This window comes from Psychrobacillus sp. L3 (assembly GCF_042945595.1).
Classification (GTDB): domain Bacteria; phylum Bacillota; class Bacilli; order Bacillales_A; family Planococcaceae; genus Psychrobacillus.
Genome location: NZ_CP168493.1, coordinates 246,192 through 264,507, shown reverse-complemented (window position 1 = coordinate 264,507; position 18,316 = coordinate 246,192). Strand labels below are relative to the sequence as shown.

Below are 18,316 nucleotides of genomic sequence, written 5' to 3'. Positions count from 1 at the left end.
TTAATTAAAATTATGTCGTATGTCCAAATATCCAAATGTCGAAAAGTTGATCATTTTTTATGTAATTTGAATTCATATAAGAACTTTACCTTTACCGTCTTTTATATCTATTAAATACTGACAAAATGTTTCAATTGCTTCCTTTTCCTCCACTGGCAATCGCATATATTCTTCCTCATGTTGCTCTGATAATTCTTGCAGTTCCTTGTAACTAACTTCTCTTTTATGCACAGTACCTTGTATCTCAATAGCCTTTTCCTTCACATCGGCTAGATTCGTAAATGCATATGCCTGTTCTTCATCTTCTGTGTAGGTAGCTATACCATCTGTATGTTTGTAGTAGCGCTCGCCTATTTGCACAACATAATAAATAACCTTTTCCAGTGAATCCAAGGTGAACCTCCTTATCTTCAAGAATGACTAGTTTCATTTCTCGCATATTCAATTTACCCATTATACAACAGGTATCATGAGATAAGATTATCATTTGAGTTTTTCTAGTTCGAAATCGATTTCTGTAATTTAAATTGGTTTGACATAAACATAATACCTTTTACAACCAAGAATATATTGTAAGTAGTAATTTCTCTTATTCCACGTTCTTTAATTTACCTTTTTTGATTGCCCTTCTTCCTGAAACAACACCCACAAGCATCATAAGTCCACCCAATACTTTAATTATTATATTATCCATCAGCTCACCATGAATGGTTATATTTAACAACGTACTACCAAAGAAAATTAAGATAATACTAATAAAAACTTTTAAATATTTCACCGGTTAATACCTCCTTAAATTATCCCCATGGAGTTATGTTCAATAGCTTTAATATCGCGAAGACAATTGTTATTAGTGATAAGATCATTTCAATAAGGAAATACTTTCTATACTTTTCTTTCCATTTCCAAGAGGCTAATATGAGCATTAAACCTAGAAGAATTAAAGAAATACTCGTTAATTTTGGATAAAAAGAAGAAAGTATTATTAATAAAAAGATTAATATTAATATTAACTTTTGAATCTTTCTATTACCCGATTCATTTTTGTCCATTTGATTTTCGATATTCATTGCCTCACTCCTAAAAGTTGCTCCCACCTCTTTATTAAAAGCGGCAGTGGCTACTTCCTTTGCTATCTTCTACAGTTACAGTCGTTATACCTTCTTGTTTTGGTTGGTTAACCGTAAAGTTATAAGTATTATTCACCTGGTATGTAGCCAATTACTTCATTGTTTTTAGGGTCAACAAATATTAATGGTGCTGCTACTGCATCTTCTAAAGTAACAATTAATATCTCTTTTCCATAATAAGTTGCATCTAACGTTTTATAGCTATCATCAGCAACTTCTTTCTTTACCGTTGCATTTCTCCAATTTTCCTTAGAATAATTATGACTCCAACCTTGTTCAACTATAAAATCCCATACAACTTCTCTAACACTTTCGTAACTCTCATTATCCAATGTTTTATCTGAACTGTTATCATTCGAACAACCGACAATCAGCAATAATGACAACATCGTTATTGCTAAATATAAAATTTTTAATTTCATCTCCCCTTCTCTCCTCTTTTAATGTTTTTTCATTATTTTTAACCGATAAAGCATTAGTTTAAGTAAGATATTTCGAAATTGCCAGTTTATTTTAACACCACTACTAAATTTATGCGATGTTCCCGGAAAGTTTGCTATTCAAGGTTTTCTTCCAGACCACCGAACTTGATATATTTAACGTGTTATACTTTTTAGAGCATCCCTATGTCAGGTACAGCTTGGGGAACAATTGAGTCTGACACAGGGATGCTGCCAGGAAAATCACCGAAATTTAATAGAAAACAGGAGTTTTGTATGGGTGCACAAAAAGAAAAAAAGCCTTCCAAAGAAGGTTTCGTTAAAAGAAATAGAAATAGAATGGGTAAGATCTATGGTGCACTTTTATTAATCTCGTTTATTATTAGTCTCTTTTTTTGGCTGGAGCAAAAAAATAATCAAGATCAAAGCGAAAATGAAGTAGAAAGCGCAACGATTACTTAAGAGGAAAATATAAACGAAACTGTTGCACCGTCAAAACAAGTGGATGAAGAAACAGATAAAGAAAATACTCTCCCTATCCCCACTACAACTAAGTTGAGTGAGAAAAAAGATGAATCGAATAGTCCACTCAGCACGGTTTTAACTTCTGCAGTTGTCACTCGCGTTGTTGACGGGGATACGATTAAAGTAAAAGTGAATGGTAAAGAAGAGACTGTCCGTTTGATTCTTGTTGATACACCTGAGACAAAACATCCTAAACTAGGTGTCCAACCATTCGGACCGGAAGCAAGTTCTTTTACAAAAAACACTTTAACTGGTGAAGAGATAGAGCTTGAAAAAGATGTCTCCGAGCGTGACAGGTATGGACGATTGCTCCGGTATGTGTGGATAGATGGAAAACTTTTCAATGAAACATTAATTGAAAAAGGTCTTGCACGTGTAGCTGTTTTCCAACCAGATGTGAAATACATTGACCAATTTAGGGAACTACAACAAAAAGCGCAAAAACAAAGAATTGGGATTTGGAGTATCGAAAACTATGCGCAGGAAGACGGTTATCATACGGAAGAGAAAAAATCAGAACCAGCTGAGACTCCAAAAACACAACCCAAGCCGAAACAGGAAGAAAAACCGACTTCAGGTTCCTGTAATATAAAAGGAAATATTAGCTCCAGTGGAGAGAAAATATTTCATGTCCTAGGGGGTCAATTTTATGATATTACAGAACCAGAGGCAATGTTTTGTAGTAAAGCTGCAGCACTGGCTGCTGGATACCGCGCTTCGAAGAGGTAATTTTCTGTAAATTCATACCTCTACATCTCCATGCCATCTAGATATTTATACAAAAACAACTCCTCTCTGTTTTATGAACTGAACCCAAAATTGGGTCACTTTATTAAAGTGTCCACTATTCGGGGTTCAGTGCAGCCTTAGAGAGGAGTTTTTTTTTCAATCTGAATCATTTCAAAGTTATTTCTATAACTCAACTACTGATTCACTTATTTAGAGCCAAAAGAAAAAACTAAGCTACCCGAGATAAGTGATGCTCTATCTTAGAACATCCCTTTAGCTGGGTCAATTCCAATAACCTTTTCACCATCTACTTCTAACCATAAATAATAATGATCAACTTCTAAACCAGTTGATTTAGTAATAATGTCATGAACATTCTCTTGTAGTTTGAAAGCTTTTTCTCCAAGATTTAAAGGAATAGTAAGTTTAAGTCCAGTATTTATGGAGATTGTTTTATCAGAACTCTTCAGATATGCTGCTTCAGCACTTGCACTGTACAAAGAGCTAAACAATACTAAGAATGTAAGTGTTAATAACAATTTTTTCATATGTTTTCACCTCCTTCAAAAATTATTAATTCATTATGGTTAAAAACTTTTCTAATACCACTGGATGAAACATTGTGCCTTTGTTTACTTCTAATTCAGCTAGAGCAGCACTAACACTCATTGCTTTTCGGTACACACGATCCGTAGTCATAGCATCAAATGCATCAACTACTGAAATTATTGCGGCCTCTATTCTAATTTCAGCCTCTTTAAGCTGATTAGGATACCCTTTTCCATCATATCGTTCGTGATGTTGTTCGATTATTTCTCCAGCATTAATTAGATCCACTAAATTAGTATCCACTAACGTTTCTTTACCCCAAGTCGTATGTTTTTTCATAATATCGAATTCATCAGCTGTTAGTTTATCTGGCTTATTCAAAATCTGAATAGGCACTTTTACCTTTCCTATATCATGTAGGAATGCTGCAAGATTTAAAATATAGAGTTCGTCCGCTGACAAATTCATAGCTGCTCCTAATTCCATGGATAGCTCTTTTATTCGGTTGCAATGTTCAGCTGTGTATCCATCCTTTTCTTCAACGGAAACTGCCAAATCGTACATTTCTTTTAGAGAGTTGCTATATACATGAAATTGAGGTTGAGATGTTACATATAAAAATTGAACTTCGGTTTCAGCATAAAAAATAGAAAGCTCTGTAACAGGACAAGCGCTTAAAGAATCTCCAGGTTGTAAAACTATTTTTCCTTCTTGTGAATTATATATAAGATTTCCTGACAAGATGGTAACATGTTCTAATGCTGTCCAATTTTCCTCAGGGGCCATAGCCCAACGGGAACCTTTATATAATTTATGATGGATAACCTCAGTTCCATCCCCAGAAGCTAGTAGTGAAAGTTCCATGTTCTTTAAGTAAACCTTTTCAGTGGATTGGTTAGTTAATATATTCATCATGTCCTTTATTCCTCCAATACTACCTTCAGAATAGTGTTTCAATTATACATGATACAATTTGCATAAAGAAGAGGTTGATAAATTATTTTTATGATTAAACCTCAGAGTCTGTAGTTGCTAACTTTAAACAATTTCACATTTCAATCAACGAGTTTATCTTTATTAAAGTGAATGACAATGTCTGATGTATAAGCATATATGTTGTGACGAAAATTCCGAGACTCCTTTTTAATACACTGTTAATAGAATTTCTCCTATAAGCTCCTTCTCGAAAAATTTCCCTCTAATTAATAGTATCAAAACGCAATTCCAACCAATCTGTCCTTTCTTTCACCCCAGCTTTAGCTTTGAAGCTTGATTAAATTAATTCTAATAACCTTGATAAACAAAAAAAGAGCCTGTTTTGAAAAAAAAATGATCAAAACAAGCTCTTAATATATTCAATTGATTCATTCATTTTCAAAAAAGTCTGATCAATTTTCTGTTCCTTAATAAAGTAATTACCAGTTAGCAGAATGGGGATTTACCATATCCATTCATACTAAGCTGGGATAATCAACTCTAATATAATGCCAGAATGGATAGAACGATACAAATACCTGCTAATATAAATAAAATGAATGAGTTTTTAAGACTCTTTCTTAATTTAAAACCATAAGCACAAAAAAAGATAGCTGCAGCTAATTTGGAACAGCTTTGAAAATAAGCATTATCTGAGAATAATGAACTGCTAAAAATAATCGAAACAAGCAAGGTTGTAGAGATTAGTATTCTAAACCACAAAGGCTCTTTTAAGAATTGCTTAATCATAAATTTTATCCTCTGCATTAGGGTATAACCACCTTCATGAAAATTTTCATTCATATCTATCATATGGTATTCCCAACATAATGGATTAATTCCATTTGCCCAATGCACGAAACATATCCAGTTTTGACTGGAGTTCTTCTGCTAATTGCAATGCATCCATTGTCACTCTAAATGAATGTATAGTTGGGACAAGTATTATCTCATTCAATCATCAATATCTCCCGAATATCTTCCTCCGTCATAGAAGTCAGCCCGTCTCCCCCTGAATGAATAACCTCATCAATGAGACTCTTTTTTCTATGTTGAAGTTCATTTATTTTCTCTTCAATGGTACCCTTTGCTACTAAGCGGATGACATGTACTTCATTTTGCTGTCCCATTCGATGGGCACGGTCTGCCGCTTGTTGTTCGACTGCTGGATTCCACCAGAGGTCATAGAGGATTACAGTATCTGCTCCAGTTAAATTTAAGCCGGTGCCTCCCGCTTTTAATGATATAAGAAATAAATCTCCTTCGCCGTTATTGAAGCGATTGCATAATTCGACACGATCAGCAGGTGGGGTTTGTCCGTCTAAGTAAAAGTAAGATGTGCCCTGTCGTATAAGTTGCCTTCTTATTATGCCGAGCATTTGGGTGAATTGTGAAAAGACGAGCACTCTTCTTCCTGACAATCGGCATTCTTCTAGGATTTGCATTAATTGCTCATACTTCGCGGAGCTTCCTGTGTAGCCTTCAACAAATAGACCTGGATGGCAGCATAGTTGTCGGAGTCTTGTTAGGCCTGCTAAAATTTTTATGCGATTCTTTTGGAAACTTTCCTTTTTTAAATGCTTTAACGTATCATGTTTTAGTTCCGCTAAATAAGCTGCGTATAGTTTTTTCTGCTGTATTTGCAACTCTGAGAATTGAATCATTTCAATTTTGTCCGGCAATTCTTTTAGAACATCTTTTTTCATTCGTCTTAAGATAAATGGACGTACACGTTTCGCTACGTCCTCTCGTCTTAATTCGCTAAAGGCTCTTCTGCCCGGCAACAATTCGGGAAATACGACGTGGAATATGGACCAAAGTTCGTCCAACGAATTCTCTATAGGCGTTCCTGTTAGAGCAAATCGGTATTCTGCTTGGATCTTTTTCACCGATTTTGCGGTCTTCGTTATTGGATTTTTAAATGCTTGTGCTTCATCCAGGAACAATGTGTGAAAAAGATGTTTTTGGAAGAGATCTGTGTCCATCCGTAGTGATGGGTATGAAGTGATGAGTATATCTGCTCCCAAAGATGCTTTCCATAAAGAACTTCTTTCTGCTTTGTTGCCGTCAATGATTTGTGCGTTTATATGTGGAGTGAATTTTTCGAACTCATTCTTCCAGTTGTAAAGAAGGGATGCGGGACATACGATCAATACTGGTAATTTTCGCTCTCGCACATCTGGAAGCACTGATTCTATGAATGCAATGCTTTGCAGTGTTTTCCCAAGCCCCATATCATCTGCCAGGATTCCTCCGAATTTATATTTCGCTAACAACTTGAACCATTTAAAACCTACCTTCTGGTAATCACGAAGAACGGTTGTTAGAGTTGAAGGTACAGTTTCATTCAACTCCTCGGGATTGATTAAATTTTTCATTAGCTTCGCAAAGTTTTCACCTGGCTCCACTAAATCTCCTTGTTCTAGAGAGTCGATCAATTGCATCCCGCGAATTAACGGAACTCTAATTTCTTCGTTTATATTATCGTTAGTTAGGCCCATATCTTGCATGAAATTGGCCAGCGCTAAAAATTCTGGTGTTTCCAACGAGACCAAATTTCCATTTGGAATTCGGTAAAATTTTTGTTTTGCTTCAAGTGAAGCCATCAGGTTTTGGATTTCTTTTTCAGGGATTCCATTTAAATCGAAACGGAACTCCAACCACTCCATACGTTCTTTTACTTCCACTTTTATCCTCGGGCCTGTATACGCTTTTTGGACACGCATTTTCACAGCTGTCGAGGCATAGATGTGCACCCATTTTTCCATTCCTGCAACAACATGATACAAAAAATGATATTCTGCTTCCTCGTCGTACAAGAAAAATCCACCATCTGTTTGTGTAAATGCATTTTCTTCGAGCAATTGAATCATTTGCAGTTCCTTATTACGCTGACGTCTAATCCCGGGATAGTGCAAGAATGTCTCCTTGGTTTCTTCACATGGATTGATGATGAGATGCCCGTAATGGAACTCCAAACCTGCCAGCAATCGATGCTTGACTCGGTCCAAGAAAAGCTTGACTCTAAGTGGCGTTTCCCCGACTCTTTTGGAAATGGACTCCGCAATTACCACATTGCCAAGCTTCCCTAAGCCAGGTACGACTTTCTCCATAAAGTGCTCTATTTGATTTTCTGAGATGACTAGTTGGTTCTTTCCGGATTGATCCAACATTTCTTTCAATTCAACCAGTCGATTGCAATCCTCTGGGGGAAGTTTGAACAATTTCCCTTCTAAAAGTGCATAACCATAAGCCTTTAAAACAGTTATTCGTTCTAGTCCTTTCACATCCAGCTCGTAGTTGGTTGTATTTCCTTCATCCAATGCAAAACTTAGAGCTAACTCTTTTCCAAAACGAATTCCCTCATAAAGCTCCCCATCCTGCATAAATCTTACTGCTGGAGCTTTTGTTAACAAAGGAAGAAGCTGCTCCCAATCAGAAGCGGAAATGAGTAATAGGCCTTCTTGTAAGATGACTTTACTTTTTACTCGTTGGCTTTTTATTAGAAATTGAAGGACTTCATCCGTTTCTCTTGGAAAACTGTAAAGCTCCGGCGCATATAGCAAACCTCGAGCATATTCAAGCGGTTCTCTTTTTTCTATTGCATGAAGAAACTTCGCTATATGTGAGATGGGCCGTAATGCTTGAGAACCTGCGCTCATCTGGATCCCGATTGCGTACTCCCCGTCACCTTGAAAGACTGGACGGCATGTAAATTCCACATGCAGCGTCTGTCTGTTGTCGAAATGCAGTTGCTTGCCAGTAGGGGGAATGCTTTCATTTTCAAATAAATCCATCATCCTAGCAACCAAATGCTCTTCCACCTGCTGCTTCTCTTGGATAACTAGCAGTACCGCTGCAATATGTTGACAGTATGTATGTAAGCCTATTGGCGGGCAAGTACAAGTAGCCGCAATTTTCCCATTGGGGTCTGTTTTCACGGTGACATTAAAATCATCTCCCGCTTTCACACTAGCTTCAACTACTGAACTACTTGCCTGATAGGAGTGAAGATTAACTTTTTCCGCCTGATAATAAGCTTTGCCCTTTTTAAAAGCTGTAACGCCGCATAATTGTTTAATTTTCGTTTCGCTCATCGAAAAATTCATTTTTTTAATCCTTTCTCGATCATTTCAGTAACTTCTGTATCGGTTTAGTTGGTTATATTTTAGCACGTTTGGACGGACAACAACATTTAGACAAACCTTATTAGCAGGACACTAATATAAGAAAAGCACATCAATTTTATATATGACGTGCTTTCATATTTCTTATTATCAATTTGTGATGTGTGTAAGTGCAGTTTCTACACAGATTTACTCCACAATACCTTCATATTCCTTCGAAGTTCTTACTTCTATGGTTAGAAAGCCTTCACCATAAATTGCTTTTATTAAAAAAGGGGCTTCTCTTGTATTTTGAAATCTGAAATCTAATGCCCCATATGAAACAGTTGCATCTCTTCCTTTTGGTACGTAACCTATATCTAATGAATGATGATGTCTTTCCACATATGTTACCGATAATTGGTCCACTACGTTAAAAAGTGTGGAGGATGTTTGGCAAACCCCTCCCCCGATACCCATGACGATCTTCTTATTAATTATTTCCGGTGCTGGTTGGTAGCCATTTTTTTCGTCTCTTGGACCTGTTATCTCATTAAAAGAGAAATAATCCCCGCTTCCAACAATTACATTATTTATAACTTTTGCTGAAATCTCGATATTTTTATTTCTGTTTACATCCGAGGGATTAAAATAAGTTGTATAAGAAGCAATTATTACTTCCTCTAAACGAAGAATATCTTCAATATTATAGTTACTTTCTGTTACATACAAAGGAATTTCAACGTCCTTGCCAGAAATGGATGCCTCAATAATCCTAGCTACCAATTCACTTTCTTTTAAAATAATTCTTGGGCTCCCTTTTGTGATCCGACCGTTATCATCTATTTTATCAAGAACCATTCTCGTGTCATATCCAGCTTCCGTTTCTGTACCCCTTGCCAACTCATAGGCTAATTTTTCAAGTTCCTTTTTATATGTTTCGACATCTGTTTCGTATCCTAAATCGTTCGGTGATAGCGTTTTTATTATTTCTAAAGTATTTGGATCAACGATATTGACAACTAAAGGCTTTGTTTCCTTTTCTGCTTCTTCGTCATAAGTTACTGGTGTTTTTACTTCCTCCACGGGTTGTTTCTCTTCATTATCATTTGTTTCTAGCTCTTCATTTACTGTTTTCTCTAGACAACCGGCCAGTCCTACTAAACACAATATAACTAAAGCAATAATCCATCTTTTCACATTATCCTACTCCCAGCTATAAGGTATTTCCAATTAGATATCTTATTCAAGTAGGAATGATAGTGTGAAGGAGGACAATATATAATAGAAAAATCCCATTTCCTTTTGTCAGTGATTACCTTTCAATAATGGTATAAACATGAAGAAAGTTTCTAATACTATTCAAAAAAGGTGATCAGTTATGGATTTGGTTTGGAAGACAATCATAATTCTTGTAGTTGGAATGGTTTTGTTAAAGATTGGTGGAAGAAGGTCCATCTCACAAATGACTGTCCCTCATACAATTATCATGATTATGCTCGGTACATTGCTGATTCATCCAGTAAAAAGTAAAGGGTTATTGTCGACTATTGGAATCAGTTCCTTATTAATTCTATCCCTTATCTTTATTGAATTTATTGAATTAAAATTTCATCGATTGGAATCTATAATTTCTGGCAAAGCTATCATAATTATTGAAAACGGGATAATAAATGAAAGAAGTTTAAAGAAACTTAGGCTTACGGTCGATAAACTAGAAACACATTTACGACAACTAGGTATAACGACCATTAGTGACGTAGAATATGCAACACTGGAGGTAAATGGACAATTAGGCTATACGTTGAAAAAAGAAAAGCAACCTGCAACGAAAGAAGATATTCAAAATCTTATTCAATTAATTCAAACTGGCAAGCTATCTGCACAAACCGAGCAAGCAACAGACTCCGAAGAAAACATTTTCACTGAAATAACAACTAAAATAACTTTAACTAAAACATAACAAAACCCTGATTGGCCATTAAATTCAATCAGGGTTATAAGGAAGAAATCCCGTTAATATTCAATTGACGTGCATAAGATATCCTTCAGTCAAGATAAACTATCTAAATAGACCTAAAATGGATCCAACTTGCCTTATCATGTTAACTCCAGTTTTTACTGTGCCCACATGGCCCATAATGTTTTTAAAATGGCCTGGTAATCTTTCAAATCTAGAACCTTGAGATTGTTGTTGATTAGGGTATCGGAAAGAATTATTCGGCCTTCTCATTTGATTTGGAGGTCCTCCTCTTTGTCTATAGACTGGCGAGAATGGTCTCCTTCTAGGATTTGGCGGATAAAATGGCATATCAATTCACCACCTGTCAGGGTTAGACTTTACAATAGTATACGTTTGGAATTTCCAATAGATTAGACTTTTGGATAAGTTATTAAGAATAATATACCTCTAACATTTATACTGAATTTAATCTAATTCACTTTATAACCCTAAACTCAAAACCTAATAGACAGCTATTCCAAAAATCTCCTTTATTTATGGCCCTGTTCACCGTCTAGTTTGGATATATCAACCACTTTTTGTAATGATATAAAAAAAGACCGAACAAATAAACTACTTTGTTCGGTCTTTCATTTATTTCTCCTTAAATGAACTATCCGTCTATCTCCAATTATTTCGCACCATTCGCGGCTAATTCGTGCAAAATCATCATACAAAATTAATTATTTTGCTCAAGGAATTCGTAAACCGCCATCATTTCTCGTTTATTCAACTCCCGAATACGATTGAAAATTGGAATATCCTCAACAGCCTCACTACTTAAGCTTTCAGTAACAACATCACTAACTGTGCCAGTTAACCATGTTTCTACGTCTATTCCTTCGACCATTTCCTTAAGTCCTTCATTATTAACACCAGTTTCATTACACGTCACACAAGGTATCGTCAGTTTAAATACGCCATCATGGAGATTTTCCTCTGTAATAGCTTTCTTTCCATTACAGAATGGACATGGATGGCTTTTTCTAATCTTATTAATTAGCGTGACTATCTTTTTGTAACCTAACGCTTCATAGACATACGTCAGCTTTTTGTATTTTCCATTAGTGAAGTACTTATCAATGATCGTTTCTCTCGTTTCTGTGATATTGTCAAAATCACAGATCGTAATCCGATTGTTAACACCGATGGAATCGATATTGTTGCTAATGCTGCTCCAGAATGGCAGTACATTTTGTAAAACCATTTCATAGTGGGCAAAGCTTGCCTGCTCCAATTCAAACATTTTCAGAGCGACTTGTGTTTCTCTTGGCAATAGGGACACATCTTCGGTTAAAGTCATATCTCCGCCGACAATGTCTTTTAATTTCTCTAGTTGCTGTAACTTCCCGACTGTTTTCATCGCTTGATCGAGTGGTTGGTTAATAATCTCACGAATATCCGTGTCGCCAAATTTCAGCTTTTTATGGTGGTTTAATACGGTTCCTTGGCAAACTGGACATGTAATCATCTCTTTGGATTCTTTTATATGCTCTTTAATAATTGATTTCGATACAAATATATAGCGCCCGATGATTAAATTAAAGCCTTCCCAAGTCCTCCTTGTCTTGCCTTCTTTATCATAAAATGAATTTTCCCAATACCCGTATAAAAAGGTATGCTTTTCTGCTTCTGTCATGTCATTATAACTTTTACTTATATCCTGACCTAACTCATTTTTAATCTCATCAAAGAGGAATTCTAATTTTGAAAACTGATAAAACTTTAAAACTTCCATTACATCTGCATGTAATTGACCATCCCAAAATGGCACGGTTTTATCCTGAAGAACAACTTCAAAATCAAATTTTTCAATCACTCGACGGCCCGAACAGCATGGGCAATGATTGTCTTGATGATAAAAATCAAAGCTTCTCGTATCTTTATTGGTCGGATGAGCTGCTACAATATGGTTGATCACGCCGCCAAGTTCATAAAGAAAACTATATTGACTATATAAGTGACGCTCCAAGTCTATAGCGATAACGGGTGCAATTATGTCCGTTTCATATTCACCATAAATCAAACGGGCCATGGATGATAAGCTTTTTAAAATACCACCTTTATAGACATTTTCTGCATTTTTAAAATAGGAAATATGATTTTCCGTTAAGTAGTTAATGCCATTTGGTTGATTTAGTGTAGAAGAAATTCGCAATGGCACAACCTTACCTGGCCCGCTTTGCCCGCGATAATAATCATCATGACTGACAGCATCAAGATGCTCTATAGGTGCAAGCTGTCTGTCACCAAAATCAACGATAAAATCAGAGTTTTCGATCATATACGCATTATGCTCAATCATCATAATGGAGACAGATTCATCTTGCAGAATGACCCTGATACTATCAATGAATTGATTTAAAATATTTTGTGATAAACCTTTGGAAGGCTCATCAAAAATAAACAGCGTATGTGGGTTTCTTGAGTTAGCAAATAGCTCAGAAACTAAATGGACACATTGAAATTCACCCGTCGATAACGACTGTGTTTTTCTTTCCAATGTCAAATATCCAAGTCCAAGTTTGATCAATAAGCTTAAGCGTTTATGAGCGATATCTTCCTTTGGTAGTTCATCAATAATATCTTCAATCGAACGCTGAAAAATATCATCAATATCTTCACTATATTTTGTGAGTTTCTTTTTAATATCCAGAAACGTCGCAACTGTTGACCGGCTAGTAATCGATTGGTTTCGATCTTGCCCAACTATAACGAGTTTATCTTTTGGATATCGCTTCTGAAAATCTTTGGCAATACACTCATTAACAAGTGTAGACTTCCCACATCCTGATTCTCCCGTAAAAGTGACAATTCTATTTTTGGGAATCTGAATTTCTTTCATTTGAATATTACGACAGTAAAGATCTTGAAATAGATAGTATTCTGTTGGCATTTCCTCATTTCGTTCCCAAGTGATTGGTTTTGGACGTGGAGATTCTTCCACAATTTTACCACCGTATTTCCCACTACCAGGTCCAAAGAATAATTGCTCTTCCGAAGTGTTAAGCACTGTGTCAGAATGATCAATGAGCCAAATCTGATTCTTATACCCCAATTGTTTAATCTCTTCTAAAATTTTCAAAAGTGTTTCGTGATCGAGACCAACAGAAATTTCATCAATTATAATAACGGTATTTTCACTTGTTGCCATAAATTCAGCCAAGTAAAGTCTTGTTATTTCTCCACCTGATAAGGTACCCATAATACGATTTAATGTTAGGTAACCAATATTCATATTGAGTATATTTTGAAGAATATGCTGTTTTGCTTCACTAATATGTAATTCTTCTCTAAGGGAAAGAATCGTTTCAATACTTAAGTTGTTAATATCGGAAATACTATGTGAATGATTCAATAATTCTATCTTATATTGTTCGACTTCTGGATTATAGCGCTTGCCCTCACACTTTTTACATTCAATATTTTTTGTAGTACCGCGTCCTTTACATGCAGGACACCAACCTAATTCATTATTAAATGAAAAAACTTCTGGAGAAAGATTAAATTCTTCCGCAAGTCGTACGCGAATCTCTTTAAAGACGCCTGTATGGGTGCCAATCGTTGAACGTGGATTCGATGAAATGGATGATTTTCCGAGAAAAAGTACTAAAGGCATTTCTTCCATCTTGATTGCACTGAAATTGGTTTCCATAATGTTAGGGAATAAATACTGATATTCAGCCTTTGGCAATAAAGAAACGAGACGCTTCTTGGATTCTTCACCAATAGTTTGACAAAACGTTGTTTTACCAGATCCAGATAAACCAGCAATTCCTAACGACTTATCTACCGGTAGTGCTGCATCTAATTTGTTAATATTGTTTGCAATTAATTGATTGATTTTCATATGTACATCCTTTCTATTCTTATAAACTTAATCCTAAAACTTCTATAGATCTGTTCCACTAATATTATCTTCATTAGTTAGTGTAGCAATGTCAAATTCCTATACGATAGCTTTCATCAAGTAAACCAAGTGAACCACCAATAACAAATAAATTTGCAAGGTAGAAGTTGCCAAATTTTTATTGCAAAAAAGTGGGTATAAAATCTTTTAAATTTTAAACTTAACCAAAAAAGTAGTACCTTCCATTCCAGTTTGAATATCGATTTCCGCATTATGACGGGCAGCAATGGCATAGCATATGCCTAACCCCAAGCCTGTCCCATTATCTTTGGTGGTGTAAAATGGCGTACCGAGTTTCTCTAATATTTCGAGATTGATTCCTTCTCCTTGATCCCGCACTGCAAGAACGACACAATTTCCACCTTCCTTGTAGGTGCTAATAGTTAGTAATTTCCCTTCAATCATCGCTTCTAAGCCATTACGGTATAGGTTTATGATTAATTGTCGTATCTCATTACGATTTAAAAGCAATTCTGGAATGTCTTGCGTATCGAATCGAATACTTTTATTTTGATTGAACGCATCAATCTCTATTAAAGGTGTAATATCATGAATAATGGAATTTAAATCTAACATCTGTAATTCGGATGTCCTTGTATTACCAACTGAGAGAAATTCCGTAATAATTGAATTGGCACGGTCCAGTTCTTCAATCATTAGATTGAAATAATCTGTATGTTTTTCAAATGTGACCTCTTTTCTTAATAATTGCAAGAATCCTCTTACCGTAGTCATTGGATTTCTAATCTCATGGCTAATTCCTGCCGCCATTTGCCCAATTAAATCTAAGTTGGATAACCTTCTCAATTCCTTCTCATATTTCCTTTTTTCATTTATGTTTTTAAAAAGACAACAGATACCTTCGTCATAAGGGTATGCTACTACTTCGTGCCAATAACCGTCATAGGATGAAAGCATTTCAAAATGTACTGTAATTCGCTCTGACATCGCACGATGAAGCTCTTTATAAATTACCGTGCCGACATTTTCCGGGAATATTCCCCATATATTCTTACCTAATACGTCTTTTGCTGTTTTCCCAAGCGGTAAATATTGATGTTTATTTATATAAGTAAATTCCCATTCTTTATTTAAAGCAAAGAATCCATCCGTTATACCTTCAATTACATTTGTCACTTTTTCATTAGCAGCAGCTAGTTCCCTTGTCCGCTCTACTACCATGCTTTCGAGTTGGTCCATATATAACAAGTTGGAAAACGTAGGGGCTGTGGCATCAACGATAGATTGTGCCAGTTGAATTTGGGACTCATCGTAATTGTTAGCATTCCCCTCTAAATGGACGACGACTATTACCCCTAATACTTCTCCCATTGATACCAATGGAATTATAAGTAGACCATTAACATCTATACTTGGACGGTGAATTATATTTTTTGTTTTAATGACTATTTGGATCATTTCTTCATAGCTTTGATCCATTCTTATGTTATTTAGGGTCTCCATCCAATCTGCTTCTGTCCAATCACAGTCTTTACTTAACCTCGTTAATCTAATGGTTGTTTTATCAAATGGATCTAGAAGATGGGCAGCAATATTTTGGCTATCTAACATTTTTCCTAAATAGATAAAACATTTATCAAGACTTTCTTGTATCGAGGAACACATTGATAAGTCTCTTGTAACACTAAGTAACAACTGCTTTTCAGCTATAAGGTTTTCCTTTTGTGTTAAATTATTCGCATTTCGAATTGCGACTGCAGCCATATTCACATAAGCTTCAACACTTTGAATTTCTGAATCCGTTAAGTTCATAGGAGTTCCATATTCAAATAAGAAAACTAAACCAAATAACTCTTGTTCAAATGAGATAGGTAGAGCTAATAAGGATTTAATTTTAAAGGCTTTGACTGGCCCCGAATCCGGTCGATTATCTTTTGATGTATCAGGGATGTAAATGGTTTTTTGGGTTTCAATCACTTCTTTAGCTAGTAAGTCTATTTCAGGATCAATTACTTGGGAATCGAGCCTTTCGCCATTTATAACCTCAGGCTTTCCTGCAAATCCCGTGAATGTTCCATTTTTCTGTGGCAAAAAAATACCGACAGAACTGCATTGAACAATTTCTTCGGATATCGCTATTGTTACACGCTGTAATACTTCACGTAGTTCTAACTTCGTATTTATTATTTTTGTTATATCTGCAAGCCTTGAATATCTCGTCTGTTCTTTTAACATTCTTACGTTCTCCAATCGTAGGCATAAAAAAATTCCTGTTAAAAGTAATGGCCTACATGCTATTTTCAATTTTATTCACTTACTCTTTCTACTTCTCTATTATCTATAGTAATTATATCTCTACTCCCACACATCATCCAATCTTTTCTATTTTCATGCTAGAACATTCTACTTTTTTAGAGTTCTAATCTAATGTTCATTACCGCTTATAGCATATGTTTGTAAATTATATAATCGTTTTCAAAAAATCACTTCCAAAATCACCGGATATTCTTTATGATAGGTGATATGAAAAAATGGAAAGGATCTGTAATCATGTGGGGTAAAGTACGAAATTGGCTGGAAAATCTGTCACCTGCCCAAGTTATTACAGGCTATTATTTGCTCGCAGTAACTATATCTATTCTATTATTTAGTCTCCCGGCAGTTTTTAAACCTGGGGTTCACGTGTCTTTTATCGATACGGTCTTTACTGCTGTTACTGTTGTAAGCGATACAGGTTTGACTGTATTTAATATTTCGGAAACTTATAGTGTATTCGGCTATTTTGTCATTATGATTGTTTTGCAGTTTGCAGGACTTGGCATTATGGCGATTAACACTTTTTTTTGGATACTTATAGGAAAAAAGGTTGGTTTGCGCGAACGCCGTCTAATAATGGTCGATCATAACCAGTTCGCATTATCAGGACTCGTTCAAATGGTTAAAGAAATTCTGAAAATTATTTTCCTTATTGAGATTTTAGGTGGAATTATTCTAGGGTTGCATTTTTTAAATTATTATCCAACTTGGAAAGATGCATTTCTTCATGGTTTGTTTGCATCCGTAACTGCGACAACAAACGCTGGAATGGATATAACTGGAGAATCTCTTGCTCCATATGCTGGCGACTATTTTGTGCAAATAATAACGATTATTTTAATCATTCTTGGTGCTATTGGGTTCCCAGTATTGATTGAAGTGAAGGAATATTTATTCAGAAGAAAAACGGACAATACATACCCGTTTCGTTTTTCCCTATTTACAAAATTATCGACATTAACATATGGAATCCTTCTTGTTATTGGAACAATTCTAATCTTGCTTTTTGAATGTCAACATTATTTTAAGGGCTTGACCTGGCATAAGAGCTTCTTCTATGCTTTTTTCCAAGCAGCAACAACGAGAAGTGCCGGACTTACTACAATGGATATTACCGATTTTACGATGCCAACACTGTTGGTTATGAGTATTTTCATGTTTATCGGCGGATCTCCAACTTCTGTTGGGGGTGGAATCCGAACGACAACATTTGCTTTAAATATGTTGTTTGTTTATCATTTCGCAAAAGGAAATCGTAATATTAAAGTGTTTAATCGCGAGCTTCATCAAGACGATATATTGAAATCCCTAGCTATCACATTGTTAGCTACTATCATGTGCTTTATATCAGTTGTAGCTATCAGTGTTTTTGACACAAAGCCCCATCTTATCGAAATTGTATTAGAGGTCTGCTCCGCATTCGGTACAGTAGGTTTGTCTATGGGGATTACTCCCGATCTTAGCATTTATTCGAAATGTATTCTTATGATTTTAATGTTCGTAGGTAGAATCGGCTTAACTTCATTTTTATTTATTATAGGTGGTCAAACAAAGAAAACAAAATATCAATATCCAAAAGAGAGAGTTATTACGGGTTAATTCATTACATTTCATCCTATAATACGTTTTTAGCCCTTGGGAACTGTTGTTAAAGTTCCTAAGGGCTCTTTGTA

The 18,316-nt window shown here is 35.5% G+C and carries 16 protein-coding genes; 4 read left to right on the top strand and 12 right to left on the bottom strand.

Going from position 1 to position 18,316, the window contains the following annotated elements; genetic code table 11:
* Positions 1-72: 72 nt before the first annotated feature.
* The 4 genes from ACEPXD_RS01350 to ACEPXD_RS01335 form a co-directional block, all read right to left on the bottom strand.
* Positions 73-393 (bottom strand): hypothetical protein, encoded by a 321-nt coding sequence (locus tag ACEPXD_RS01350; RefSeq protein WP_391119188.1) that lies wholly within the window; start codon positions 391-393, stop codon positions 73-75.
* Between the two features lie 196 nt (positions 394-589).
* The gene (locus tag ACEPXD_RS01345; RefSeq protein WP_391119186.1) at positions 590-778 is read right to left on the bottom strand and encodes a hypothetical protein; all 189 of its coding nucleotides are present in this window, start codon (positions 776-778) and stop codon (positions 590-592) included.
* Positions 779-797: 19 nt separating this feature from the next.
* A complete protein-coding gene (locus ACEPXD_RS01340; RefSeq protein ID WP_391119184.1) occupies positions 798-1,070 on the bottom strand; it encodes a hypothetical protein in 273 nt (90 codons plus the stop codon).
* 128 nt (positions 1,071-1,198) lie between these two features.
* Positions 1,199-1,552: a hypothetical protein gene (locus ACEPXD_RS01335; protein ID WP_391119182.1), complete on the bottom strand. Its 354-nt coding sequence runs from the start codon at positions 1,550-1,552 to the stop codon at positions 1,199-1,201.
* A 294-nt stretch (positions 1,553-1,846) separates the two neighbouring features.
* On the opposite strand from ACEPXD_RS01335, the gene ACEPXD_RS01330 reads away from it, so the two are divergent.
* Together ACEPXD_RS01330 and ACEPXD_RS01325 are read left to right on the top strand one after the other, a co-directional pair.
* Positions 1,847-2,032: a hypothetical protein gene (locus tag ACEPXD_RS01330; protein WP_391119180.1), complete on the top strand. Its 186-nt coding sequence runs from the start codon at positions 1,847-1,849 to the stop codon at positions 2,030-2,032.
* Positions 2,033-2,071: 39 nt separating this feature from the next.
* Positions 2,072-2,824: a thermonuclease family protein gene (locus ACEPXD_RS01325; protein WP_391119178.1), complete on the top strand. Its 753-nt coding sequence runs from the start codon at positions 2,072-2,074 to the stop codon at positions 2,822-2,824.
* A gap of 260 nt (positions 2,825-3,084) precedes the next feature.
* Here ACEPXD_RS01325 and ACEPXD_RS01320 read toward each other — a convergent pair whose 3' ends face one another.
* The 6 genes from ACEPXD_RS01320 to ACEPXD_RS01295 all read right to left on the bottom strand — a co-directional run bounded on the left by ACEPXD_RS01320 (position 3,085) and on the right by ACEPXD_RS01295 (position 9,654).
* Entirely contained in the window at positions 3,085-3,372 is a 288-nt protein-coding gene (locus ACEPXD_RS01320; RefSeq protein WP_391119176.1) for an 8-amino-7-oxononanoate synthase, read from the bottom strand.
* 25 nt (positions 3,373-3,397) lie between these two features.
* Positions 3,398-4,288: an HD-GYP domain-containing protein gene (locus ACEPXD_RS01315; protein ID WP_391119175.1), complete on the bottom strand. Its 891-nt coding sequence runs from the start codon at positions 4,286-4,288 to the stop codon at positions 3,398-3,400.
* Positions 4,289-4,849: 561 nt separating this feature from the next.
* Positions 4,850-5,161 carry a hypothetical protein gene (locus tag ACEPXD_RS01310; protein WP_391119173.1) on the bottom strand — a complete coding sequence of 104 codons (312 nt, stop codon included), beginning with the start codon at positions 5,159-5,161 and terminating at the stop codon, positions 4,850-4,852.
* A 22-nt stretch (positions 5,162-5,183) separates the two neighbouring features.
* Positions 5,184-5,306 carry a hypothetical protein gene (locus tag ACEPXD_RS01305; protein ID WP_391119171.1) on the bottom strand — a complete coding sequence of 41 codons (123 nt, stop codon included), beginning with the start codon at positions 5,304-5,306 and terminating at the stop codon, positions 5,184-5,186.
* Positions 5,299-8,445, bottom strand: coding sequence for an SNF2 helicase associated domain-containing protein (locus ACEPXD_RS01300; protein WP_413790115.1), 3,147 nt, complete (start codon positions 8,443-8,445; stop codon positions 5,299-5,301). Before ACEPXD_RS01300 ends, ACEPXD_RS01305 begins: the two co-directional genes overlap by 8 nt.
* Before the next feature lie 219 nt (positions 8,446-8,664).
* On the bottom strand, positions 8,665-9,654 hold the full coding sequence (locus ACEPXD_RS01295; RefSeq protein WP_391119168.1) for a VanW family protein: 990 nt from the start codon (positions 9,652-9,654) through the stop codon (positions 8,665-8,667).
* Between the two features lie 181 nt (positions 9,655-9,835).
* Here ACEPXD_RS01295 and ACEPXD_RS01290 point away from each other — a divergent pair, with 181 nt between their 5' ends.
* On the top strand, positions 9,836-10,417 hold the full coding sequence (locus ACEPXD_RS01290; protein ID WP_391119166.1) for a DUF421 domain-containing protein: 582 nt from the start codon (positions 9,836-9,838) through the stop codon (positions 10,415-10,417).
* Positions 10,418-11,135: 718 nt separating this feature from the next.
* On the opposite strand, the gene ACEPXD_RS01285 is transcribed toward ACEPXD_RS01290, so the two are convergent.
* Together ACEPXD_RS01285 and ACEPXD_RS01280 are read right to left on the bottom strand one after the other, a co-directional pair.
* A complete protein-coding gene (locus ACEPXD_RS01285) occupies positions 11,136-14,306 on the bottom strand; it encodes an ATP-binding cassette domain-containing protein (RefSeq protein ID WP_391119163.1) in 3,171 nt (1,056 codons plus the stop codon).
* A gap of 207 nt (positions 14,307-14,513) precedes the next feature.
* Entirely contained in the window at positions 14,514-16,562 is a 2,049-nt protein-coding gene (locus ACEPXD_RS01280; RefSeq protein WP_391119161.1) for a GAF domain-containing protein, read from the bottom strand.
* Between the two features lie 315 nt (positions 16,563-16,877).
* Here ACEPXD_RS01280 and ACEPXD_RS01275 point away from each other — a divergent pair, with 315 nt between their 5' ends.
* On the top strand, positions 16,878-18,242 hold the full coding sequence (locus ACEPXD_RS01275) for a TrkH family potassium uptake protein (protein WP_391122945.1): 1,365 nt from the start codon (positions 16,878-16,880) through the stop codon (positions 18,240-18,242).
* The last annotated feature ends 74 nt before the right edge of the window (positions 18,243-18,316 follow it).

What these genes read in the sequence shown, in the direction of transcription:
- ACEPXD_RS01320 (WP_391119176.1), bottom strand. Translation starts at nt 3,372, where the DNA reads ATGAAAAAATTGTTATTAACACTTACATTCTTAGTATTGTTTAGCTCT.
- ACEPXD_RS01285 (WP_391119163.1), bottom strand. Translation starts at nt 14,306, where the DNA reads ATGAAAATCAATCAATTAATTGCAAACAATATTAACAAATTAGATGCA.
- ACEPXD_RS01300 (WP_413790115.1), bottom strand. Translation starts at nt 8,445, where the DNA reads ATGAGCGAAACGAAAATTAAACAATTATGCGGCGTTACAGCTTTTAAA.
- ACEPXD_RS01335 (WP_391119182.1), bottom strand. Translation starts at nt 1,552, where the DNA reads ATGAAATTAAAAATTTTATATTTAGCAATAACGATGTTGTCATTATTG.
- ACEPXD_RS01290 (WP_391119166.1), top strand. Translation starts at nt 9,836, where the DNA reads ATGGATTTGGTTTGGAAGACAATCATAATTCTTGTAGTTGGAATGGTT.
- ACEPXD_RS01280 (WP_391119161.1), bottom strand. Translation starts at nt 16,562, where the DNA reads ATGTTAAAAGAACAGACGAGATATTCAAGGCTTGCAGATATAACAAAA.
- ACEPXD_RS01315 (WP_391119175.1), bottom strand. Translation starts at nt 4,288, where the DNA reads ATGATGAATATATTAACTAACCAATCCACTGAAAAGGTTTACTTAAAG.
- ACEPXD_RS01310 (WP_391119173.1), bottom strand. Translation starts at nt 5,161, where the DNA reads ATGATAGATATGAATGAAAATTTTCATGAAGGTGGTTATACCCTAATG.
- ACEPXD_RS01275 (WP_391122945.1), top strand. Translation starts at nt 16,878, where the DNA reads ATGTGGGGTAAAGTACGAAATTGGCTGGAAAATCTGTCACCTGCCCAA.
- ACEPXD_RS01340 (WP_391119184.1), bottom strand. Translation starts at nt 1,070, where the DNA reads ATGAATATCGAAAATCAAATGGACAAAAATGAATCGGGTAATAGAAAG.
- ACEPXD_RS01330 (WP_391119180.1), top strand. Translation starts at nt 1,847, where the DNA reads ATGGGTGCACAAAAAGAAAAAAAGCCTTCCAAAGAAGGTTTCGTTAAA.